The organism is Paraburkholderia sp. BL6669N2 (genome assembly GCF_003387275.1).
In the GTDB taxonomy this organism is placed as follows: Bacteria; Pseudomonadota; Gammaproteobacteria; order Burkholderiales; family Burkholderiaceae; genus Paraburkholderia.
Map to the genome: position 1 here is coordinate 2,710,984 of NZ_QUNA01000002.1, position 23,718 is coordinate 2,734,701.

The following is a 23,718-nucleotide window of genomic DNA, read 5'->3' on the forward strand; positions in this document are numbered from 1 at the left end:
GTTCCAGGCGAGGCGCGCGATGCGCTCGCGCAGCGTCGTATAGGTCGTCCGCACCTGTCCGCGATACACGATCTCCTGGTCCGACGCCTGAACGAATGGCGTGTGCAACAGTCGCCTGATTAGCAATGGGTAGGCATAAGCCGAGGGCGCGGCGGCCTGGACATCGTCCCGCATCTGAATCTCCTTAAGTCCTGAACTGGATGACGGGCAGACACGGCTTCATCTCTGCTTTGGCGTACTGTGTCGTCCCAATAGGCAAATGATCGGCGCGAATGCGCTCTTGAAATATCCCCTGAGCGGGGAGCGAGACAGGGTGATGCGGGAGGGAACACGGCTGTTCGGCAACGGCTAATCGCCGCCGGCGTTGGGTGGCTAAGCGTTTTCACCTGGAAACGTTCCTCACTGCTGCCGTGCAACGCGGACCGGATTTTTTCTCTGCGGGCGGTCTACGCCGCTTTCTCAGTCCTTGAACAAAAACCCGAGGGGCCAGCGTAAGCGCGAAGCTTGCGTCGCACACGTATCGTGGAAAATGCACGCACCGGCGCTAATATGGATGACAGTGATTAGCAGGGAGAAAATGCGCTATGAACCCATCGATCATCCCCGCACTGTCTGCACTCGTCGGCGCCGCCATCGGCGGCCTGACATCGGTCCTGGCTTCGTGGCTGACCCAACGCACGCAGGTTCGCGCGGAATGGCGGGCACATGACCGAGTCCGGCGGCAGGATCTGTACAGGGAATTTATCGAAGAAGCGGCGAAGTGCTATGTCGACGCGCTGCAACACCACGAGCCGGACCTCCCTGCGCTCGGCAACCTCTACGCGAAGATCAGCCGCATGCGGGTGCAATCATCGCGTGAAGTCGCGGATGAAGCCGACGTGATCGGACGCAAGATCGTGGACACTTACCTCGCGCCGGACAAGACCTTCATCGAGATTCGCGAGCTGCTCGCGGACGGTTCGATCGACATCCTCGGCAAGTTTGGCGACCTGTGCCACGCGGAATTTGAGACGCTGCGCGCCCAGCAGTTCTGAAACCCGCTGACGAGCCGCTCATTTCTTCATTCATCGCGGCTTGAGTACGACCGGCGGATCGGAGCGATACCCGCCGCCGAGCGCCTTCGTCAAAGCAATCTCCTGACTGAGCACCTGGCCGTTGAGCGTAAGCAGGGCGACCTGTTCCGCGATCACCGGCTGGCGCGCTTCGAGCGCCGCGAGCCGGCTCGTGAGTCCGCGCTGATAATAGGCCTCCACACTGTCCCTCGTGAATGTAACCGATTCGATCCGCTGCTTCTGCAAAGCCTTCTGCGCATCGAGAGACTGCAGACGGCTGCCCGTCTGCGCGACATCGCGTACGGCGTTGAGAACGGCCTGGTTGTACTGCTCGATCAACAGGTTGCTCCCCTCGCGCGCGCCGCTCAGGTTCGCATTGAGCCTGCCGCCGTCGAAGATCGGCAGATACAGGCCCGGAATCAGGTTGATCTGCTGGCTCGCATGCGTGAAGAGATCGGCGAGGTGCAAAGCGTTGAAGCCGAAGAACGCCTTGATGTCGAAGCTTGGATAGAACGCTGCCTTCGCCGCGTCGATTCGGTCGAACGATGACTCTACATACCATCGCATCGCCTGTAGGTCGGGCCGCCGGGCGAGCAGTTCGTACGACAATGTCGCCGGCAAGGCCGCCTGCGAACGTGGCAGCGCGACGGGCTCGATCGTCGGCAGCCCAGCGGGTCCGGCGCCGACCAGTGCCCGCATCGATTCGCGAAGTTGCCTGATCTGCCCTTGTGCCGACACGATCTGCTGTTCGATGGCCAACTGCTGCGCGCGTGCTTCTTCGGACTGGGTGCGGGCTTCCAGGCCCCGCGCCGCGCGCGCTTCGTGTGCTTGCACCGCGAAAGCCGCGACCTCATGCGAGTCGTTCAGCAGATCGATCAGCTGATAAGTCGTTTGAATACCGTAGTAAAGCTGCGCGACATCCGCCGAGATTTCGAGTTCGACAGCGGATGTCTCGGCGAGCCGTGCATTGCTCACGCCAAGCGACGCGGCGACCTGCGCGCGCTGCTTGCCCCAAATATCGACGTTCAGACTTGCGCCGAGCCCGACGATGCCTTCGGTGTACCAGGGGCCCGTCAGCCCCAACGCCGGTTCGTTCATCGCGAACGGGCCAATAAAGCCGTTCGCGGAAACGTGCTGGCGATCCAGCAGGCCAAGCGCCACCACCTGAAGGCTCGACCCTGTCCTGACAAGCTCCACGTCCGACTTCGCCTGCGCGACGCGGGTTCGCGCAATCACCATCGTCGGCGCATCGGCGAGCGCCTGATCGATAAGCGCGTCGAGTTGCGCGTCGCGATAGCGGTCCCACCAGCGCGCCGCGGGCCAACCCTCTCGCGCAAGATGGATGTCCTCAGCAAGATTAATCTGCTCGGGCGCGATCTCGGTATAGGGCGTGCCGTTGTGATGGATCAGCGCGCACCCCGACAGCACGGACGATATCCACGCGACGCTTACAAAGCATCGGCGCCATCGCCTGGCGTGCAAACCCGATCGCGTATTCATATTCGTACGGCCTGTGAAGAGCTTGTCGTGACGGGCGCCTCGATGCGCCAGTCCGGCAGCCCTGCGACCTGCCGCGACAGATCTTCCGCGGCAACGATGAGCGGCTGATCGGCCGGTTCGACGGCCTGGGCCGCAATTCCGATGAGTTGCGGGGCGTGCGCCTCAGGCGGGCTGACGGCAAGCTCGTCCGCGTATCGGTTGACCTCGGCGTAAGCCTCGACCTGAGCCGCCCGAGCAGCGCCCACGGCCTGCGGGCTCGATGACCCCGCTTGAGCCACCAGCGCCTTGTGCAGCGCATCGCCAGCGAGCATGATCTCGCGCCCCTGCGCGAGGACTGTTTGTGCGTGCAACGTTAGTTGGGACTGTTCCGCTTCTTGCCAGCCGGGCTCGAGTGCGACGCGCGACAGCGTCGCTTCGCAGTCGGCCAGTACGGCCCACGCCTGCAACTGGCGCTGCGCATACGGCAACACATCCCGTTCGTCGCTCCCAGCCTCTGGCGCGCGTAGCTGGGCCGCAATCGCACGCAGCATCGTCGCGAGTTTTTGTCGCAGCACGTCGCCCTCACCCTCGCGCCAGAACGACATCTGCACGAACGTCGCCACACCGACGCCCAGCAGAATGCCGACCAGCCGGTCGCGTATTTCAGTCAGATTGACGGTTGGGCCAAACTGTTCGAACAAGGCGAGCGAGAAGGTGAAGATCAGCTGTACGCCCGCGTAGCCGATCCGTTCCGAACCAGCCGAAATCCATGCTCCGAACGCGACGACAGGCAGCGTCATCAGCAGCAGACCGACAATGTCGTCGAGATGAGGAACGACGAACACGACCATGAACAGCGCCAGCGCGCTACCGATGGCAGCACCAGCCACCCGCAGCAACGCGCGCTGCGCCGATGCGCCGAGGCTCGGCAGCGCGACGATCACGCAGGTCAGCATGATCGTGTGGATGCCCTGCCAGTCCACGGCGTTGTAGAACACGTAGCAGACCAGAACGGCGAGCAAGGTCTTCAGCGAAAAGCGCATGTAGGCGGGATTGGTCCATGCGTCCGGCGCAATCATCGGCTCGCTGGCGGGCGGCTTGCCGGATGCCGGGTCGCTCGCAGCCAGGTCGGCGAATGCGCGCAGCGCCCGCTGCGATTCGGCAGCAGCAGGAATCGTGTCGGCGGCGTTGCGCTCTTCAGGTGTCGCCGTGCTCACGTAGCGATATGGCTCGTCTGTCGCCACCGCTTCGTCGAGCGCGTGGCAGTTCGCACGCAACTCGCGCAACATCGCCAGCTGCGCGGCTGACGCGCGCGGCCAATTCAGCGGAAGCTCACTCGCTCCGTGATAAAGCCGCGACACGGTCGCAATGCATGCAAGCTGCGACGCCTGATGTTCGCGATAGTGCGCATCACGCATTGTTGTGAACCGCAGCAACTTCTGCAGCGTGAGCGCGCCTTGCTGAACGGCCGCCACCGTGATCGGCGCGGCGCTCGTGCCGCCGTCGATCAGTTGCGTCAGGCGCGCGTCCAGCGCTGCCAGTTGTCGATGGATTTCCGCCTTGAGCTGCAATTGCGGCTCGACGGGCAACAAAAGCGTATTGACCACGAGCGTCAGCGCGATCGGATAGTTGACGGCGACCCATACCCATAACACCGCGCGGATCAGCAGGTCGGCCTGATCGGTCCGGTCGACGAAGCTCTGCACGTAAATCACAATGATGGCGACGATGAAGAACACCACACCGATCTTGAGAACGCGTAGCAGGTACACGCTGCCCAGGAATAGCAGGCTCGCGATGACGATGCGCAGCAACGGGTAGTCGAATGTAAATTTCAGCAGCAGGATCGACAGACCGATGCCAAGCGTTGATCCGACGATGAACATCAAGCCTACCAGCCGCGTGACCACCACATTCGCCTGCGTCACATAGAACACCACCAGCAACGACAGTGCAAGCTCCGGCACTTCGAGCGTCATCGACGCGACGATCACGACGGCGCTCGTCAACATGCAACGCAACATCACGTTGACGCGGCCGGGGAAAAACGCAAGCTCTCGGCTGAGGAACGCGCCTGCATCGCGCAGCGTGACGGGCAGGTAGTCGGCGGCGGCCACGGGCGGTCCTCAATGGCGCTCGCCGTCGTCGCCGGGCCCAGGGTGCAGAACAGCCACCGCGGATGTCCCGACGCGAAACAGCTCTGGGTTCGGTTTGTCGATGAGGATCTTCACCGGGAAGCGCTGCGATACATGCACCCAATTGAGCGTGCGTTGAATGCGTGGCAATCCGCCAGGCAATGCAAGGCCGGCTTCATCGGGCGCGATGCCGTAGCTGATCGAATCGACCCTGCCCTGGAAGCGCTGGCCCGTATCGCTCATCAGATAGACCGTGGCGGGCGTTCCCGTCCGGATGCCTTTGAGTTCCGTCTCGCGAAAGTTCGCGATCACATACCAGTGGCGCGTGTCGATCAATGTGAAGACGGGTTTGAGCGCAGACGCGAACTGCCCCGTCGATGTCTTCAACGACACGATGCGTCCGTCGAACGGCGCCCGCACGGTCGAATATTCAAGGTTCAGCGCGGCAATCGAGATCTCCGCCATGACGACGGCACGCTGCGCAACCAGCGCGTCGACGCCGCTCACGGCCGCAACGGCTTGCTGCGCCTGCAGTTGCGCGGCGCTGAGTTCGGCCTGTGTGGCACGTTGCGCGGTGCGCGCACGATCGACGTCCTCCGCCGACACATAGCCGTGCGACAGCAGCGGCTCCATGCGGTGCAGCGTATCGGATGCCTGCCCGGCCGCGGCTCTCGCGCGCTCGACCGCCGCACGCACCGACTGCGCGTTGTACTGCTGCGCGTTGACCGTACGTTGGGTCAACTCGATCTGGCGATCGAGCGCGACGAGCGACGCGTTGCCCCGCGCGAGCGCATCCTGATACGGACGCGGGTCGATACGGAACAACAGATCGCCCTGCTTCACCGTCTGGTTGTCCCGTACGGCCAGTTCGACGATGCGGCCGTTGACCTCCGGCACGACGTCGATCGTGTCCGCGTAGACATAAGCGTCGTCGGTACGAGGGGTGCGGTCCCACTGCCGGATTACATAGACGAGCAGCAACAGCGTCACCACGACGATCACGATGGCCGGCCATTTTCTTTTCGATGTCTTGCTGGCTGGAGTCGCCATTCATCCACCCGACAAAGATTCAATGTTGGAACAGCAACAACCACGCAGCGAGCGAAAAAAAGGTGGCTAACGCGGGATATACCACCGCTGAAGGTCCCGGCAGACGGTCGGCCTGCAAACGCTTGAGAATCAGATAGAGGGCGACCGTGAGCACGACGCCCGCGGCGATACAGAACAGCCAGTCAGGGAAGTACGCACCGAGCACCCCGATAGACGGCGCCTTGGCACACCCGCCCACCAGGGGAACCGCCGCCACGGCAACGACGACGGAACGCGACACACGTTTTGTTGTGAAGACCGGCATGTGATCGCTCCAAGGTCGCTCGCGTCATCAGGATTTGTATCACCAACCTGAGCCTTTCGCGATCGCTTCTACCCAATCGCAAAGAATTGTGGAGAGTTGGGCATTGCGGTATGCCTGATGGACGGTGGGCATGTCGGAGATCTTCGTGTGCCCCATCACTTCGGGTGTGCCCAAGGCCGCCAGCGTGATCCCGGCAATGATGTCGTGCGGCAGTTGCGCGAGATTGGCGGGCAGAAGTCGCTGCAGGAAGGGCATGCGATGCAGATGAGACTGCGTGGAATCCGCTGGTTTCATGGCGCCTCTTCCACCCGCGCTGTGAGCTTGCCGACCAGCGCATTCGCGACGATCTCATCGACGATAACCACGCCGGATGCCCCCGCGCTCTCGAACAGCCCCTTTCTCAAGGGATTTTCGCCAGGAACGACAATCGTAAGCGAGGCGTTCAGCGTATGCGCCAACAGGGTGATCGCCAGATTGTTATTGCTGTCGGGCGTCGTCACAACCAGTGCTTTGGCGCTGTCCAGTCGCGCGCCCTTGAGCACGTCGTCGAACGCGCCCGGCGAACCGAGCACGACCATATGACCGCGATCCGCAGCCCGATTGGCCTGGTCCTGATCGCCCACGAGGATGAGCACCGTCTGTCCCGCTTCGCGCAAGCTGTTTGCGACCAATTCCCCGGGCGAATGAAATCCAACCACCACGACATGATTGGCGAGATGTGCGAGCTTGCCTTCCATGACCCTGTTCTCCCGATAAGCCATTACATCGTCGCCCGATAGCATGCCGGTGAGCCTCGACACCGCGAATCCGCCGATCAGCAGCGTCGCGAACATGGCCAGCAGCATGAAGATCTTTTGAGGCTGATTGAACTCGGTAAAGTCACCGAGTGTCGAGACGAGGTTGACCCCATCCCAAAGGGCCGCGAACACTTTGGTGGGAAAAGAGGCATTGGTCTGATCGAGCAAGACCAGTCCGGTGGCGGCGCCGCCCAGCAGCAGAAAGAGCAGGCCGACCGTGTGACGCGCACGGCGGTGCCATTCACGAATGCGGATGCCCCCGAGACGAGGCTCATCGACACGGAATATCCACATCGTTACCCCGGGTACATATTCTGAAGGAAACCAGAGCCAACCCAATGCCAGACAATCACGCTCGTCTTCTGGATCAGTGGCCAATAGTCAAGCGTCCCTGGACACGCCGCACCTGTGGCAGAAAGCGTCATTCCTTTCCTCGCAGACGCAGCAGGCCCATCAGAACCTCGTCGCGATACGTCGCAAGATCCTGCTGTAAGGAGCGTGACTGGATCTCATCATGTACACCCTTGATAATGGTCGCGCGAACATCAGGCGTCAGTTCCGGCGTACCTAGCACATGCCACCATGCCGTCAACGGGCCGGTGAACTGTTCAAAGAAATGTTCGATGCCACCCTGACCACCGCCGAGGTGATACAGAAGACTCGGCCCCATGATCCCCCAGCGCAAGCCCGGACCCCACGAAACGGCGGCATCGGCGTCGGCCACGCTGACAACGCCCTCCGCGATCAGGTGGACCACCTCGCGAAAAAGCGCTGCCTGCAGACGATTCGCAACGTGGCCCGGCACCTCCTTGTGCAGGCGTATCGTCCGCTTGCCCAGATCGCGATAGAACGCGCTGACGCGCTCTATCGTCTCTTCCGACGTCTTTGCGCCGCCGACAATTTCGACAAGCGGAATGAGATGGGGTGGATTGAATGGATGGCCGATCACGCACCGCTCAGGGTGGTTCGGGCAAGCCGACTGAATCTCGCTCATCGTCAAGCCCGACGAACTCGATGCAATGATCACGTCCGGCGCCAACGCCTCGTCGAGACGACGGTAGAGATCCTTCTTGAAGTCGATTCGCTCAGGGCCGTTTTCCTGAACCAGATCGACGCCGGCTATGGCCGCATCGAGGTTGTCAGTGAATTCGAGCTTCGACGGCGCAGCTCCCGGCGCGAGACCCAGATGCTCCAGTGCAGGCCAGGCGGCCGCGACGAAATCGTCGAGCTTTTTCTTTGCGTCGGGGGCGATGTCGGTGGCGACCACCTCCAGGCCTTTCGCAAGGAACAGCGCAGCCCAGCTCGCGCCGATAACACCCGTCCCAATGATCGCGATGCGTTTGATTGGCTTGGCCATGAAAAATGAACTCCGTTAATTTTAAACAAAGGCACTGAAGCCGGTGACCGCCTTGCCGACGATCAGCGAATTCATCTCGCGCGAGCCTTCGTAGGAGTACAGCGCTTCGGAATCGGCAAAGAAGCGGGCAACGTTGTAGTCAAGCACAATACCGTTACCGCCCAGAATCTCGCGAGCCGACGCCACCGTTTCGCGCATGCGCACCGTGCAGAAGGCCTTGGCAAGCGATGCATGCTGGTCCTTAAGCTTGCCCTGGTCCTGCAACTGCGCCAGCCGCACGACCAGACACTGCGACGCGGTGATGTTTCCCAGCATCTTCGCGAGGTGATCCTGGATCATCTGGAAAGACGCAATCGGTCTGCCGAACTGCTCGCGCGTCTGCGCATACTTCAGCGCATGTTCGTACGCACCCATGCTGCATCCGACGGCCTCCCACGCAACGTACTGCCGGGTGAAGCGGAGCACGCGCGCGGTGTCGCGGAACGACAGATCGCCCTGCAGGCGGTTTTCTTCGGGCACGCGGCAGTTATCCATTGTGATGACGCCGTTCTGCACCACACGCAGTGCGACCTTGCGCTCGATCTTCTCGACGGAAAATCCCGGCGTGGTCTTATTCTCGACAATAAAACCCTTCACCTGATTGTCCGCGACGTCGCGCGCCCAGATGATCGAGACGTCGCACCACGGCGCGTTGCCGATCCAGCGCTTCTGGCCGTTGAGGGTCCATGTATCGCCTTCGCGTTTGGCCGTCGTCAGCAGGCCCCCGCCGGCACCGGAACCGACGAGCGGCTCGGTCAACCCAAAGCAGCCGATCTTCTCCATCCGCGCCATCGGCGGCAGCCACTTCTGTTTCTGCTCTTCCGATCCGCCCAGATAGATCGAGCCCATCGCGAGGCCGCTATGCACGCCATAGAACGTCGCGATCGATGCATCGACCCGCGCGATCTCCATTGCAATGAAGCCGTCGAGCAAGGTGCTGCCTCCGGGGCAGTCGTAGCCCTCGAAGCCGATACCGGCGATGTTCAGCTCGCGGATACCGGGAATCAGATCGAACGGAAACCGGTCCTCGGCCCAGTACTGGTTGATGACCGGGGCGACGCTCGTTTCCATGAAATGGCGCACCTTCTTGAGGATGGCCTGCTCCTTCTCGCTCAGAATGTCGTGGATCTGATAGAAGTCGCTGTCGGGTACGGGCAGCGACGGTGGGGAGGTCTTCGTCTCGGGCATGGCGATCTCGCACAGTGAGTCAGATAACGTTACGCAAGGTAGTTGTAGACAACCTCGGCGTTCCCGAGAGACAGATCCGTCAGGATATGGACGGCTGACAGCACCTCGAGAACAGGAAGCTTCGCGACGGGCGCAAAGCAGTGTGGGTGCAGCTCCAGGGACGCGGGTCCCGACCAGGCGCCCTTCACTGTCAGATCGTCGACGTGGTATTTGACGATCTCGCAGACCCGTGCGGTGCCGTTCACATTCGGCAGTATCTTCAGCAAAAAGCCTGGCGCTTCGAGCGACTTCCTGACGCCGGCGAGATCGAGCTCGGCATATTTGTAGGCCATTGTCGCGGTGGCGACGCGTACGCCGTTATAGTCGAGCGTGCCGACCAGGGCGTCCTTGCGCACCTCGAGCTTCGGTTGCGCCAACACCTTCGGAAAACCCAGCAATTCGCGGCCGGAGGCAATGCCCGCTTCGCTGTCGAGATACATCGCATGCGTGAACCCGCCCGCCACGCCGTTGAACGTCACGGGAATGACCTGGCCGGACTCGGTATACGAGCCGAGTCCGCTCGAGTCGGGCATGTTGATGAACTCGTATTTGACAATCGGCTCGGTCGGCTTCAGCGGCGCCGGCACCACGCGGGCAAGCGCCTCCGGATCGGTGCGATAAGTGATGATCACGAATTCGCGGTTGACGAACCGGAACGGCCCCTTAGGATAGGCGGGACTCGTCAACGGCATGGTGTAGGCGGTCGAGCGTACTTCGTCTTCAGTCATGTGCATCTCCGTGTGTGCTGCTGCGCGACGTATGCGAAGCCGGGGCGGCCGTTTGCCTGGTCCGACGCCTGGATGCGCTACCTCATGATTTGTCTTCGAACCGGGCGACTGCGCCGCCATCATTCAGCCTCGCAATATCGGCATCGTCGAATCCCAGTTCCTTCAGGATGACCGCACCATGTTCGCCGAGCCGGGGCGCGACCGAGGGCTTGACCTTCGGTGCGCCGTGGATCTGAATGGGGCTGCTGACGGTACGGGCGCCTGCTCTGCCGGGAACTTCCAGCGGCACGACGATGCCGTTGGCCGACAGTTGAGGATCGTTGATGATTTCTTGCGCGATCTGCACGACGCCGAAAATCACGCGGCCCGCCGTCAGCACTTCCTTCCAGTGGGAAAGCGGCTGGCTCGCAAACAGCGGATCAAGAATCTCAACAAGCTGGGCAGCATTGGCCGTGCGCTTGTCGTCGGCGAAACGCGGATCTTCGAGTAGCTCGGGCCTGCCGATCGTCGTCACGAAGCCGGGCCAGTCCTTGCGCTGCGCAGCAACAAGCAGAATCCAGCGATTGTCCGACGTCTGGTACGGATTGAGCAGCGCATTGGGTGGAGACTTACGGTTGTGTTGTGCGAAGAAATGGCCGCCATTGAGGCCGCCTTCGACCCACGCTGCCGCGGCCCAGATACCGTTTGCGATCAGCGAAGTCGAGACATGGCTGCCCTTGCCCGTCGTCGCGCGCACATAAAGCGCTGTGACGATCGCCGCATAGAGCGTTGTCGCAGTCGCGTGATCGCCGATGCCGGGTATCGGAAGCGTCGGCGGGCTTCCGGCATCGTGCGTCACTTCCATCAGGCCCGAGCGTGCCCAATAGGCGGTCACGTCGAACCCCGGTGTATCGGCCTCCGGCCCCTCGGAACCGTACCCTGTGATATCCGCATAGATCATCTTCTCGTTCAGTGGCGAGAGATCTTCATAAGTGACGCCCAGAGAAGCCTTCACGCGAGGCGGAAAATTGACGACGACAACATCGGCCCAGCGTGCGAGGCGCTGCACCACTTCTTTCGCATGGGGAGACTTCAGATCGATGGCAATGCTGCGCTTGTTGCGGTTCGTCAGTTGCCACGCGTAGTTGACATCGCTGGTCGGATTCGGTGGCATGGCCGAGAAGAATCGATAGGCGTCACCCGTACCGGGTGGTTCCACCTTGATGACATCGGCGCCGAAATCGGCAAGGATCGTCGTCGCGGCTGGGCCTGCAATATAGCTTGCCAGATCGAGTACCTTCAGACCCGAGAAGACGTGATTGCCGGTAGTCATCTAATCATCTCCATGAGGTGGGACTAACGTCGTCGCGTTGGTTACGCGCCGTATTTCGGGCAGCGACGACGGTCGTATCGACAGTCGCTATTCATCGGCCGGTGAACTTTGGTGGCCGTTTCTCGAGGAATGCTTTCGTGCCTTCCGTCTTGTCCTCAGTGGATGCGCACAGCGCAAACAGGGCTCCTTCGAGGGCGAGCCCCTCGGACAGCGAACCGTCGAGTCCGCGGTTGACGGCTGCAATGGCGTAACGCACCGCGAGGGGTGCATTCACGGCGATCTGCGCGAGAAGCTCCTCTGCACGCGCGAGAAGCTTCGACGGCTCGACGATTTCATTAACAAGGCCAATGCGGAGTGCTTCTTCGGCGGAGATCATCTCGCCGGTGAGAATAAGCTGCAGCGCGATTCCTTTGCCGACAAGGCGTGCAAGGCGCTGTGTTCCGCCAAAGCCCGGAATGAGGCCGAGTTTGATTTCGGGTTGTCCGAATTTCGCGGTTGATGCTGCGAGCCGAATCGTGCACGCCAATGCAGTCTCGCATCCGCCGCCAAGCGCGAGACCGTTGACCGCTGCAATGACGGGCTTGCCGAGGCTTTCGACCAGATTAAGCAAAGCCTGCCCGTCACGAGTGTGCTGCTCGGCCTCGACGGGTGTCGCGCTCGCAAGTTCGCCAATATCCGCTCCCGCAATAAATGCGCGATCACCCGCGCCCGTGACGATGACGCCGCTGACCTGAGAATCATCCCGAGCGGCTTCGAACGCCGTTTTCAATTCGCTGATGGCTCTCTGGTTCAATGCGTTGAGAACCTTGGGGCGATTCAGCGTGATGTATGCGACAGCACCTGTCCTTTCATAGACAATCGTTTCAAACGATTTCGGGGTAAGTGACGGCACCATGAATCTCAACACTCCACATGAACGTTACTAATCATCTGCGACCAGCATCCCAAGCCCGTATTTGCGCAAAATCCCTCTTCGCTCTTGCTGGGTTTCAGTCCTGGTTATCTCACGCGCATGCCGTTGAGCCTGCCGCAGACCATTGAGGACTTTTCGGGGATGCGCGGGCGGGTCCGTGAGACTAGGTTAGAAAATCCTGGTACATAAAGCCATGCTACGAACGGCTAGCTTTACTAGCGAATTGGCATTGGCTTCTCATACACTTGTATACGTACCCCACCAGGAATAACGGTCCAACTGCGGCTTCGAACGGTCCAAGTTCGCCGATGCGGCATGGGATCGCGTAGAAGCGGTGCTCACCCTATACTCGTTGAACCCAGGAAATCCTGACGGAATGGTGTCGTTGACCCGGCGCGGCTTGCGATAGCCTCCACCTTTAGCAATCAAGGAACGTTCCGGAGGGACGGCCGCCTGGCCGCATATCCGATTACGGAGGCGACTGCTCACCGGCCGCGCGCAGAGGCGCATTCTCCGTGTGGCCGCCTGGAACGGCGAATTGAAAGATGGCCCCATGAGGCAGGTTCGCGGATGCCCATAATCGTCCGCCATGCGCTTCCACGATCGATCGGCAGATCGACAGTCCCATCCCCATGCCCCCTGGTTTGGTCGTGTAAAAGGCCTCGAAGAGTTGGTCGAGGTTCGCAAGAGCGAGTCCCGGGCCCGAATCCCGAACTGCCACAACCACGCCGGCGGAGGTCGCCGGCTCGGTGCTAATCACCAATTCCCGCGCTCTCTCACCGGTGCCGCTCATCGCTTCGATAGCGTTGATGATCAGGTTGAGGATCACCTGCTGCAACTGGATCCGGTCTCCCGAAATGAGCGGCAAGCCCTCCGCGAAATGGGTCAGCACGGAGACGCAGTTTTTCGCGGCTTCGCCGCGAGTCAGCTCAATGACCTCGCGAACCGTGTCGTTGATCTCCAGCCGGTCCTTGCGCGACGGAGCCTTCTTGATGAGAGCGCGGATGCGGCCGATCACGTCGCTGGCTCGCCTCGCGTCCCTGACAATGCGATCGAGCGCCTGCCGGACCTCCTCCGGATCCGGTGGCCGGGCACGCAACCAGAGCAGGGCGGCCTCCGCATTGGTGACTGCCGCCGCGATCGGCTGTCTGATCTCGTGGGCGATCGACGCGGTCAGCTGACCCATGGTGGCGACACGATTCGCGTGCGCCAATTCCATCTGCATCTCGCGGTACCGGCGCTCGTTTTCGGCCGCTGCCGTCTCCGCGCGCTTGCGCTCGGTCAAGTCGAGCACAAAGGCGAGGCCGTTTTGCCGCGAACCTTCCATCAACGCTGAGCCCACCAGTACCGGGACGCGCCGGCCATCCTTGCGGATATATTCTTTCTCGTAGGGTTGGCAACTGCCGGTCCGCCTCAGCGTTTCGACGTGCCGTAAGTCTGCTTCGCGATATTGCGGCGGCGTCATGTCCACCCAACTGATGTTGCCGGAAAGCAGATCTTGCCGGGTGTAGCCGACGATCTGCAGAAATGCGTCGTTCGCCTCGGTGGCATTGCCGGAAAGGTCTCCAAAGAAGATTCCAATGATATTGGCATCAAAAAGGCGGCGGATGCGTGACTCCCGCTCACGCAGTGCGGCGTATAGCATTGCGTTCTCCAACGAGATCGCAGCCTGGGCGGCAAGCAGTTCCAGGACCGCCAGACGTTCGGGCGTAAAGGCATGCGTGGCGAGGTTGTTCTCCACATAGAGCAGCCCGATCATCACGGATTGGCGCATGATCGGCAGGCAAAACACTGATTTCGGTTGCCTGCGGGCGAAATAGTCGTCCGTCGAAAACGGATTCGATTGCATCGCATCGGTCAGCAGCACCGGTTCCTGGCAGCGCCGGACGTAGTTGACGATCGATACCGGCAACACCGACTCGGATTCGGCCTGATCCATCCGCCATTGCACGCGAATCGCCTGCTGCTCGACGCTTGCCTCAACCGCGATGACCAGCCTTTCGTCGCGCACGAGCAGCAGGTAGCCTCGCTGGGCGCCGGCATTTTCGAGCATGAGGCGCATCAGCGTGCTGCCCAGGTCCTCCAGCACAATCTGGCCAGAGATGGCCTGCGAGGCTTTGGTGACCGCCAGCAGATCCAGTTGCGCAACGTTGCCCGGCGAAATGGTGGACGCGGAGGTTGCCTGCACGCGCAGTTGCGGCGGAGCCTGTTCGTCGAGTTGCCGAACCTTGCCAGCGGCACTCCAGCGGACATAGCAACGGCGCGCCTGTTCCAGATAGGCGCAGCCCGCAACGGTCAAACCGCGGGCAAGACAGAACCGCCCGGCAAGTTCATGCGCCATACCTTCGTTCTGGACAAATCCGTTCTCGCGCGCCGATTGAATGGCCACCTCGTAGAGGCGCATAGCCTCGGGGGCGCGCCCTTCAATGCGGGCAATTTCGCCCGAGACCAGCGCATGCTTGTCGCGGAACGTGGGTGGATTGGTATCGGCCCATTCGCGGAGTTGGGCCTCATGCTCTGTGAGAAGGTCGCGCCACGCGCGCTGCTTTTCGGCAGACGCGTTTTCATAAAGCGCGGTGACCGTCAGCGCCGCGTAGAGGAAATAGTCGATCGTCTCGATACGGCCAGCCTGCGCCCAAAGCAACGCCCTTGCCTTGCTGCTTGCCACCAGCGCCTCAGCGTAGTCTCCGGATAGGAACCGGGCCTTCAGCTTGAGGATCCAGTACCAGCAGATCATCATAGGCATGCGGTCTTCCGTCAGTTGCGCCTCGAACGCAGCTTCGCTGAACTGCGCGTCGTTGAAGGTGGACAAGCTCGCGGTGCGGCCCTGCATGGTCGCGATGAAGCGTTGCTGGCTTATGATGATGTCCACGACGTCGCCGAACCCGGCCTTCCGGACGAAATCCAGGGCGATTTCCGACTCGCGCCACACGACGTCGAGCGGATCGTTCCGTAGGAGAAGGTCCGTGCTAGCCTGGATCATGCTGTAGCAAGCTGTCGAGAGGTTTCCCATCTCAGTCGCGGTGCGAAATGCCGCCCGATGAAAATCGATCCCCTTTCCGATCGGCTGGGTCCAGAAGGCGACATTTCCCATCGCGTACCAGACGTTTGCCTTGAAGGTCAGATACCCATGCTTCTCGACCAGATCGCATGCGAGCCTGCTGAAGCAATATCCATCCCTGTAACGGTGAAAGATCGATCCGAGGATCTGTCCGACCCAGCCATAGGCCTGTGCCGACGCGTCGCTTATCCCATGGTTCATACTGATGTTCACCATGCGGAACATGTGCAGGCAAAATAGATTGAGGTCGGTGAAGTAGGCCGCATCGAAGATTGCCGAAAGTACGCGAACTGAAGCCTGTCGTTCCGGATCGGACATCAGCGGCAATTCGATCAGACTCTCAATCGTGCGTCCCTCCAGATTGCGCCAGAGGGTCTCGTACTCGTCCTGAACCTGTTCCCAGCTGGGATGCGCTGGGATGTCGATGCCGAACAGGCGCAGGCATCTTAGTCCGCAGTCGATCGCCAGTGGATTCTCCGACTTTACGACGTGCAACTGAATCTTGAGGATGAAGGCCGCCGCCAGGTTGACTTTCGACCTTCCATGCTGCAACAACTGCCCGATCAGTTGCTCAGCCATGTCGAAGTGACCACTCAGAAATTCGCACTCCGCCCGCTCGAGCCACAGGCCGAACATGAGCTCATACTGGTCGCCCCAGTTCTTCTCTTCGAGCAAGGCCATGCCCGCCGACAAGTAAGTGCATGCCGACGTGTAGGCCGCCGACGCTTTGGCCTTTCGCCCTGCTCGCAGGTTAACCGTGGCCACCTGCGCTTTCTCCTCGTCGACCAGCAACGCGGAACCACGATTGAACTGGCTCGCGACTTCAAACAGATGCTCAGCAAGCTGGTCCGTTGTCATGCTCGCCAGCAACAACCGGCCAATGCGCAAATGAACTTCTGCGCGGGATGCTTCGGCGATCAACGAGTAAGCCGCCTGCTGGATCCGGTCGTGCAGGAACTTGCCGTCAAAGCGGCTGCACGATATCAGATGTTCACGCGTCGCAGCCGCAAGGCGCTCTCCAGCCTGGCTCTCCGATTCCTGACTAACGAGCGCGAGATGATGCAAATCGAACCTGTTGCCGAGACAGGCGGCGACTTGCAGGGCTTCCTGGGTCGAGACCGGCAATTGCCTCAGCTTTTCCACCATCAGGTCGACCACGTTATCTGCGAGATCCTTCGCCTTGATCTGGTCAAGGTCTCCGTGCCATCTGTTGTGCTTCGCATCGTGCACAAGTAAGCCTTCCTTGTTGAGCGCGTTCAGGAATTGGCTAAAGAAGAGAGGGTTTCCCTTGGTGCGTTCATGGAGGAGGCGCGTCAGCGGCTCGCACACCACCGGCTCGGCACGAAGTGTATCGGCCATCAATTGGTTCAGATGCACGATCTGCAATGGCGCGAGCCGGATCTCCGTCACAGTTGCGTCAGCATGCCGGATCGCTTCGAGCGTGCGGATCAGCGGATGTCCCGTGCTGACTTCATTGTCGCGGTACGCTCCGATCAGCAGCAGGTTGCGCACCTCAGGCTGAGTCATCAAGTGTTCGATGAACGCCAGACTGGCGGCGTCGATCCACTGCAGGTCGTCCAGGAACAGGACGAGCGGATGCTGCGCTTTCGCAAACACGCAAATGAATTGCCGCAGTACCGTCCGAAACCGGATTTTCGCCTCGGTGGGCGGCAAGTTCGGTACTGGCGCCTGATTGCCGATGAGGACCTTGACGAGAGGCAGCACGTCGACGATAAGCTGCCCGTTCGCACCGACGGCCGCCTTCACCTGCTCTCGCCAGTCGGCGATCCGCGTCTCGCTTTCGGCAAGAAGTTGTTGCACCAGTTCGCGGAACGCCTGCACGATGGTGGCGTAGGGGACGTCGCGTTGGTACTGATCGAACTTGCCGGAAACGAAGTAGCCGCGTCTCCCGACGATCGGCTTGCGCAATGCGTCGACCAGCGACGATTTGCCGATGCCCGAATATCCGGAAACAGTCGCCAGCGCCGACCGGCCGGTCGCAGCCACGTCCTCGAACGTGGTGAGAAGCATGGTTTCTTCCTCGTCGCGCCCATATAGCTTGTGCGGAATCTGGAAGCGTTCCGACAGGTCCTCCGAGCCGAGCGCAAACGCCTCGACGCAAGCCTCTGCCTGCCATTGCGCCAGGCAGCGGTCCAGGTCGAATCGCAGACCATGCATGCTCTGATACCGGTCCTCCGGCAGCTTGGCCAGCAGTTTCATGACAATGTCCGATACTGTCCGCGGAACCGCAGGCGCGATGTCGCACGGTGCAGGCGGGACACGGGCAATATGGCAATGCGACCATTCCAGAGCGTCCTGTGCCTGAAACGGCAACTGGCCGGTAAGCATGCGATAGAGCATAACGCCGAGCGAATAAAAGTCGCTTCGGTAGTCAATCGGGCGGTTCAGACGGCCGGTTTGCTCAGGGGAGACGTAAGCCCAATCCGCCGCGGAAACGACGCCATCCTCCGGCGAGACGCTAAACGCTTCATGAGCCGCCGCGTTGCTCAAGTCCACCAGCAGAATCTGCCCCGTGTCCGGCGAGACCAGGATATTGGCGGGGTGGACGTTACGATGAACGAATTGAGCCGCGTCGATGCCTGCCAGCACGCCGGCTAACTGACGGGCGATCAGAAGGCAGGCCGCGAAGTCGAGACGCATTCGAGCCAGAACGGATTCAAGCGAATCACCCTGGAAGTCCTCCAGTATCAGCACCAGCGATCCACCGTTGTCGACCAGGGCGAGCGGCTTCGCAATTCCTGCTGCATCTAACGACTGAAGCAGATGATATTCTCGCCTGAGACGAGCGAATTGGGCTGCGTCCGCGGTTTCCGAACGAAGCAGTTTCAGCAGCACCGGCATCCCGTCATTCGTGCGGCGGCCACGGTAGAGGTCTGAGCCCGCCGTGCTGCAGATGCGCTCGAGGATCTGGAGATTTGCAATGGTCATTTCCTTTGTCCTGCAACGGTCCATGCCTCATGTGTCTACAAATCGTATAGCCGCGTGACCAGGAAGAGGAGCAACTGCGTTGCTACCGCTCGGTCGTGGAAACAATCCCGGCTGACTTACATGGTGTTTTGTTCAAACGGGTAAATGGCGGCACGAAACTGCGACGAGTTGTTTGCTTTCTAATCCTACTCAATCAGACGTGAATAAGTGTCAGTGACCTCACCGCATCCAATACGTATGTATAGATCAGCCAGACCATTGACGAGGAAACTGCACGCGTTCGTAGAATGGCGTCTCGCGTTTTTCCAGGTTAAGTTGGCTTCATGGCGCACGGACGGAATCGGGCGCCGCTGAACCGAACTGCGAACGCGATGACCGCGACGGCACCTATCTGGCATCGGGGGCTCGGGCACTGGAAATGAAATACCTCATACGGTTTTCTGTCGCGCTGGTTGCACTCGCGGCGTGCTGCGTTATCGGTCTTTCGGTACGGAATCACGGGTCTTTTGAGCGCCTTGTCAGCGCACAGTGGGACGCGCGCGACTATGTCGTAGAACGTGCTATTCCAGCAGTGATCCCAATGGCTTACCTGAACGGCGGAATGCGGAACAGCCCACGCCAGCGCGCATATATCACGCAGATGACACACGAACCATTGCAACTGCCGCGCCCCACGCTGTCAAACCGATCCTGCCGAATGCGGCTTAACGCCGAGCACTTCTGCCTTTCTGACGAGATCCGCTACCGAGCGGGCGGCCATTTTTTTCATCGCTTGTCCACGATGAACCTTTACCGTAATTTCGCTGAGATTCATTTCCGCAGCAATCTGCTTATTCAGCAGGCCGGCCACGACGAATTCCATGACCTGCTTTTCTCGCGGCGTCAATGAATCGTGGGAAATGCGGAGGGTAGCAATTGATTGTTCGGCCAGGAGGCGCTCACGGTCACGGGTCAACGCATGAGTGACTGCATCCAGCATGTCCTGGTCGCGAAAAGGTTTGGCAAAAAAATCGAGAGCGCCGGCTTTCATGGCCTTGACCGACATGGCAATGTCACCGTGCCCGGTCATGAAAACGATCGGCATGCGAAGCGCGCTCTTTGCAACCTCCTCCTGAAATGCAAGACCGCTCTCGCCTCGCAGCCTGACATCGAGAACCAGGCAACTCGGTGCGTCATACTTCGGAAACGCCAGAAATTCGCGAGAAGAAGCGAACGTTTCAACGCGCAGCCCAACGGAACGCAGCAGCGCGCCTAGCGCGAGCCTTATCGCTTCGTCGTCGTCGACAATGTAAACTACCGGTGGCACGCCTTCGTCAGTACCTTTGAGCGAAGTCGAATTTTGTCCCGAACTCATCAGAATCTCCCTGGCGGCAGAATGCGCGGCGAGGCTCGGCATACCGACACCGATTCCATACCTCATGCCGCAGCGAACGCTTCTCGCTCAATCTGTTTTCCTTCTGGACACGGCAAAATCGGCTGGCGTACCTCGCTCGTGAGCAGGACGAAGATTTCTTGAGGTCGAGTCGTTCTGCTGGTCTGTGCTTGACGTCTGCCGTTGAGCGCACGCAATCGATGAAGATAATTCTAGGCTCCGGAATCAAAAGCTGACAGTGCCGTGCGAATGTGGTCCTGGATGCTGTGGCGCACCTATTGCACTGCAACTTTGCGCAACTCCCTGGAATTCGCTTTGTGCCCGTGCGTCATCCGAGCGCTCGATGATCGCAGGCAGGCCGAACTGGAATGTCGCGCCGTGGCCCGGCCTGCTGGCTGCCGACATCCGTCCTCCGTGAGCTTCGACAATCGATTGACAGATCGACAATCCCATACCGAGTCCATTGGGTTTCGTCGTGAAGAAGGCATCGAATAGTCGGTCGGCGTTTTCTGGATCAATTCCCGATCCTGAGTCCTGAACCGCGACGACCAGATTTCCACCCTGGTCCATGTACGACTCGATGAGCAGGTCACGGGGCCGGCCATGAATGCCGTCCATGGACTGGATTCCGTTCATCATAAGATTGATGATCACTTGCTGAAGCTGAACCCGATCGCCCAGCAACGGGGGCAGCTCAGACGCCAGTCGAAGGCAGAGCGATACCTTGTGGCTCAAAACTTCGCGCTGCGTCAGGCCGACAACGTCATGGATCACGTCGTTGAGGTCCAGTCGCGTTTTCTGCAGAAAGTCCTTTTTGGCCAGCGTGCGGATATGGTGAACAATATCGCTCGCGCGCCGGCCTTCGCCAATCATGCGCGTCACGCAGTTCTGCACCTCCGCCAGTTCCGGGCTCGGGTGCCCCAGCCATCGCAGACAAGCTTCGCCGTTTGTGACAATTGCAGCGAGCGGCTGGCTGACCTCGTGAGCGATCGAAGCGCTTAGCTCTCCCAGCGTTGTCACTCGCGTAACACGCGCGAGTTCGGTCTGCGCCTCGTGCAACTTTTGCGCCGCCAGTTTCGCCGCGGTCACGTCCATTATCGCGCCCACAAATCGCCGCTTGCCAGGCTCATCGGTCACGACATGGGCAACGACGTGAAGATGCTTGATCGACTTGTCCGGCATCAGCAGACGATATTCACAATCAAATTCCTGTTCGCCGCTCGTCGCCTTGTCGATCACCTGCCTGAAAAGAGCAACGTCGTCGGAATACACGCGTTGGAGCGTTAGCTCGACCGTGGGCGTGACGTCGAGGTCGTAGCCAAAGATCCTGAAACTTTGCTCGGACCAGAAAATTTCCCCGCTCGCCGGGTCCCAGCCGAAACTGCCGGTGAGACTCAGTTTCTGGGCTTCAGCCAGGTACGCCGCCTGATTTCGGCGCAGCGCGTCTTCCGCGCGCTTGCGCAGCGTGATGTCATTGTTGGTTTCGAGCGCCGAGATTGGGCGTCCGTTCGCGCTGCGTTGTAATGACCAGCGGCTGAGTACCACGACTTGCGAACCGTCCCGCGTGGTATGAATGAGTTCGCCTTCCCAGCGCCCGGTCGTGAGCAACGTGTTCATGGTGTCGTCAAGAGAAACAGGAAAGCGCGTTTGCAAGAGTTGATGGGAAGTCTTGCCGAGTGCCTCCGCCTTTTTCCATCCATAGAGCTCCTCCGCACCGTGATTCCAGTACGTGATTACGGCGTTCATGTCGCGAACAAAGACGGTGTCGTGAGACAGATCGAGGAGCCTGGCCTGCTCGCGCGCTGCTTTGCCGAGCCAACGTACGCGTCTCACTAGTGTCGTGATGATGAGTGACGTAGTTAGAAAAGCAATCAGCGCTGCAAGATCGCGTAACTCGCCTACCCGAAACGTGAAGATCGGCTGCGTAAAGAAAAAAGCAAGGCAGCCAACGGCGGTTATCGAAAAAACCGCAGAAGTAACGAAGCTGTCCATTAACGACAGCAGTACAATGATAATCAGATAGACAAATCCCGCTGTGCCAAGGCGAGCCCCGAGGTGAAAGCAGACCTTGGTCGCAATCGCCATGGCAACGCCACCCGCTAACCAAAGCCAAGCCAGATAACGTAGTCGGGCAATCTGCTCGACCCGGGTCTCTGATCGAAACAGCCGACGAGTTGGAAGGTAACGGAGCCGCTCCGACTGCTCGACCAATTCCGCGAAGAAATTCATGGGGTATCGTGATATCAACCGGGCTAACTGATCTTTGTTGATGGCTTGAGCCGTTGTGCCCGTGAGTTGTGAGTCATCCGCAGACGGAGGGCCGCCACTCCCAAGTATTTGGCACGCCACACGACGCGCGTAGATGCGCGTTGCTGCAGCCCCTTCCGAGAGGCAACGAGACGTCTCCTTCGGCAATAACCTCGACGATCAAGGCAGCGGCGGGTTGTTCCGCTTTTGTCTTCTGGTAGATCGAGGCGAGGCCCAGCTTTCAAGCGGCGCACAACCTTTCTGATTTCGCTTCCCTGCCGGGCTTCGCTCCGGCATTGCGATTGGACAAGCGCTCGCCGCGCCACAACGATCGGTACTATGTGAAGAAAGCCTTCTTCACTTACCCAATTCCCCGGCTGTGCTCCTTACGGTCAGCAGTTTAGATGCGGCCTCGCGCTCCGGATTGACTGATCGTGCCATTCATACGAGAAATATGGTCTGTAAGTGCCACGACCGGCCCGTGGCCAGCGTGACAGCCGAAACGCGGTGCGTGCCTTCACTGGTGTGCGTCCTGCCTCGGATAAGATCGTCTCCGCGCTAAAACGCCCGGCGAAGGGCATCCATCACGGGCCCAATGACTCACAAAGGTTCGCACCTCAAGTTCGGATCCCTACACTTCCACGAGCCCTGATTGACCTGGCAATCTCAGCGTCCTATCCTTTGTTTCCTGACCATAAGGAGGGCGAGAATATGTCCAGTGTCGAGCCACCTTCGATTGCGCGGTTGTCGACGCAAGATGTGCCACGAGTGCAGCGGCTCGACTACTGGGCCGACGTTCTGGCCTCTGCCCTCGTGCCGATGGCGATCCGTTGCCAGTTGCCACGCCAGTTCGAGGCGAACCTGTTGAGCGCCCCACTCGGCAGGATTACGGTAACCGCTATTTGTGGATCGGCACACGATGCCCTGACCACGCAACGCCAGATTGCGCGGAGTCGAGGCCGATCGTTTCACCTGGTTATGAGCCGTAACCTCGCGTGGACAATGACGCACCGCGGTCAGGCGCGGATTCTGCCTGGCGAGTTGGTACTTGTTGATTCCCAACTTGAGTTCGAGATGAATTGTCCGGACACCTACGACTTCCTGAATTTGACGCTCCCGCCAGAATGGCTGGCCAGTTGGGGCTCCAACGTGGAAGGACTGACGGGTCGGGTAATTTCAGCAGACTCTGGATGGGGCCGGGTGCTGTCAAGCTATGTAAGCCAACTCTCGCCGGAGTTTGCCCTGCGCGCGCCGCTGGCTGAATCCGTTCTCGCCGATCAGCTCGGTGCATTGCTTGCGCTTACGGCCCACGAGCGTTCGGGCGAATCGCTCAAGACATCGCCTGCGGAGCGGTCACTGCTTGAACGGATTCACGAGTGCATCATGCAGCGTCGTACTGAGTCGCAGTTGACTGCAAGCGACGTTGCAGCAGCGTTGAATGTGTCGCGTCGCACTTTGCACCGGGTTCTGGCGGCCGGCAGCGAGACGTTCGGTCAGCAGTTGCTGAAAGCCAGGACGGAAGCGGCCGTGCGTATGCTCCAGTCACGGGCATTTGACCACGTAACAACCGCGGAGATCGGCCGGCGCGCCGGATTCTCGGATGCGTCGCATTTCGTCCGCGTGATTCGCCAGAGGACCGGCCGAACTCCCCGCCAGCTTCGCCAAGGCCGAAAGGTCGCCGAAGGCGCAGGCTAGC

16 protein-coding genes and 1 pseudogene are annotated in these 23,718 nt (G+C 60.3%); 2 read left to right on the forward strand and 15 right to left on the reverse strand.

Translation table 11 applies throughout. The features are described 5' to 3' along the window. Positions 1 to 6 precede the first annotated feature (6 nt). A pseudogene (locus tag B0G80_RS34670) lies at positions 7 to 174 on the reverse strand (fatty acid--CoA ligase); the annotation flags it as partial. A gap of 410 nt (positions 175 to 584) precedes the next feature. On the opposite strand from B0G80_RS34670, the gene B0G80_RS34675 reads away from it, so the two are divergent. Beyond that, a complete protein-coding gene (locus B0G80_RS34675; protein ID WP_106283019.1) occupies positions 585 to 1,034 on the forward strand; it encodes a hypothetical protein in 450 nt (149 codons plus the stop codon). 30 nt (positions 1,035 to 1,064) lie between these two features. On the opposite strand, the gene B0G80_RS34680 is transcribed toward B0G80_RS34675, so the two are convergent. The 14 genes from B0G80_RS34680 to B0G80_RS34745 form a co-directional block, all read right to left on the reverse strand. Beyond that, a complete protein-coding gene (locus B0G80_RS34680; protein WP_116122286.1) occupies positions 1,065 to 2,552 on the reverse strand; it encodes an MdtP family multidrug efflux transporter outer membrane subunit in 1,488 nt (495 codons plus the stop codon). Then, positions 2,549 to 4,648 carry an FUSC family protein gene (locus B0G80_RS34685; protein ID WP_116122287.1) on the reverse strand — a complete coding sequence of 700 codons (2,100 nt, stop codon included), beginning with the start codon at positions 4,646 to 4,648 and terminating at the stop codon, positions 2,549 to 2,551. The genes B0G80_RS34680 and B0G80_RS34685 overlap by 4 nt, the downstream gene beginning before the upstream one ends. A gap of 9 nt (positions 4,649 to 4,657) precedes the next feature. Beyond that, the gene (mdtN, locus tag B0G80_RS34690; RefSeq protein ID WP_116122288.1) at positions 4,658 to 5,716 is read right to left on the reverse strand and encodes a multidrug transporter subunit MdtN; all 1,059 of its coding nucleotides are present in this window, start codon (positions 5,714 to 5,716) and stop codon (positions 4,658 to 4,660) included. A 19-nt stretch (positions 5,717 to 5,735) separates the two neighbouring features. Beyond that, positions 5,736 to 6,020: a YtcA family lipoprotein gene (locus B0G80_RS34695; RefSeq protein ID WP_116122289.1), complete on the reverse strand. Its 285-nt coding sequence runs from the start codon at positions 6,018 to 6,020 to the stop codon at positions 5,736 to 5,738. Between the two features lie 39 nt (positions 6,021 to 6,059). Continuing rightward, the gene (locus B0G80_RS34700) at positions 6,060 to 6,314 is read right to left on the reverse strand and encodes a hypothetical protein (RefSeq protein WP_258879134.1); all 255 of its coding nucleotides are present in this window, start codon (positions 6,312 to 6,314) and stop codon (positions 6,060 to 6,062) included. Next, the gene (locus tag B0G80_RS34705) at positions 6,311 to 6,985 is read right to left on the reverse strand and encodes an NAD(P)-binding protein (protein ID WP_258879135.1); all 675 of its coding nucleotides are present in this window, start codon (positions 6,983 to 6,985) and stop codon (positions 6,311 to 6,313) included. The genes B0G80_RS34700 and B0G80_RS34705 overlap by 4 nt, the downstream gene beginning before the upstream one ends. A gap of 253 nt (positions 6,986 to 7,238) precedes the next feature. Beyond that, positions 7,239 to 8,174, reverse strand: coding sequence for a 3-hydroxyacyl-CoA dehydrogenase NAD-binding domain-containing protein (locus tag B0G80_RS34710; protein ID WP_116122291.1), 936 nt, complete (start codon positions 8,172 to 8,174; stop codon positions 7,239 to 7,241). A gap of 21 nt (positions 8,175 to 8,195) precedes the next feature. Continuing rightward, a complete protein-coding gene (locus B0G80_RS34715) occupies positions 8,196 to 9,401 on the reverse strand; it encodes an acyl-CoA dehydrogenase family protein (protein WP_116122292.1) in 1,206 nt (401 codons plus the stop codon). Between the two features lie 29 nt (positions 9,402 to 9,430). Further along, positions 9,431 to 10,168, reverse strand: a complete 738-nt coding sequence (locus tag B0G80_RS34720; RefSeq protein WP_106285055.1) for an acetoacetate decarboxylase — start codon at positions 10,166 to 10,168, stop codon at positions 9,431 to 9,433. Positions 10,169 to 10,250: 82 nt separating this feature from the next. Continuing rightward, positions 10,251 to 11,480 (reverse strand): CaiB/BaiF CoA-transferase family protein, encoded by a 1,230-nt coding sequence (locus tag B0G80_RS34725; protein WP_116122293.1) that lies wholly within the window; start codon positions 11,478 to 11,480, stop codon positions 10,251 to 10,253. Positions 11,481 to 11,571: 91 nt separating this feature from the next. Next, positions 11,572 to 12,375 carry an enoyl-CoA hydratase-related protein gene (locus B0G80_RS34730; RefSeq protein ID WP_106285057.1) on the reverse strand — a complete coding sequence of 268 codons (804 nt, stop codon included), beginning with the start codon at positions 12,373 to 12,375 and terminating at the stop codon, positions 11,572 to 11,574. A gap of 487 nt (positions 12,376 to 12,862) precedes the next feature. After that, positions 12,863 to 18,403, reverse strand: a complete 5,541-nt coding sequence (locus B0G80_RS34735; RefSeq protein WP_181920123.1) for an ATP-binding sensor histidine kinase — start codon at positions 18,401 to 18,403, stop codon at positions 12,863 to 12,865. A 679-nt stretch (positions 18,404 to 19,082) separates the two neighbouring features. Then, a complete protein-coding gene (locus B0G80_RS34740) occupies positions 19,083 to 19,757 on the reverse strand; it encodes a response regulator transcription factor (RefSeq protein WP_116123836.1) in 675 nt (224 codons plus the stop codon). 243 nt (positions 19,758 to 20,000) lie between these two features. Then, positions 20,001 to 22,004: an ATP-binding protein gene (locus B0G80_RS34745; protein WP_116122295.1), complete on the reverse strand. Its 2,004-nt coding sequence runs from the start codon at positions 22,002 to 22,004 to the stop codon at positions 20,001 to 20,003. 729 nt (positions 22,005 to 22,733) lie between these two features. Between B0G80_RS34745 and B0G80_RS34750 the strand changes: the two genes are divergently transcribed. After that, positions 22,734 to 23,717 carry a helix-turn-helix domain-containing protein gene (locus B0G80_RS34750; RefSeq protein ID WP_116122296.1) on the forward strand — a complete coding sequence of 328 codons (984 nt, stop codon included), beginning with the start codon at positions 22,734 to 22,736 and terminating at the stop codon, positions 23,715 to 23,717. Position 23,718 lies beyond the last annotated feature (1 nt).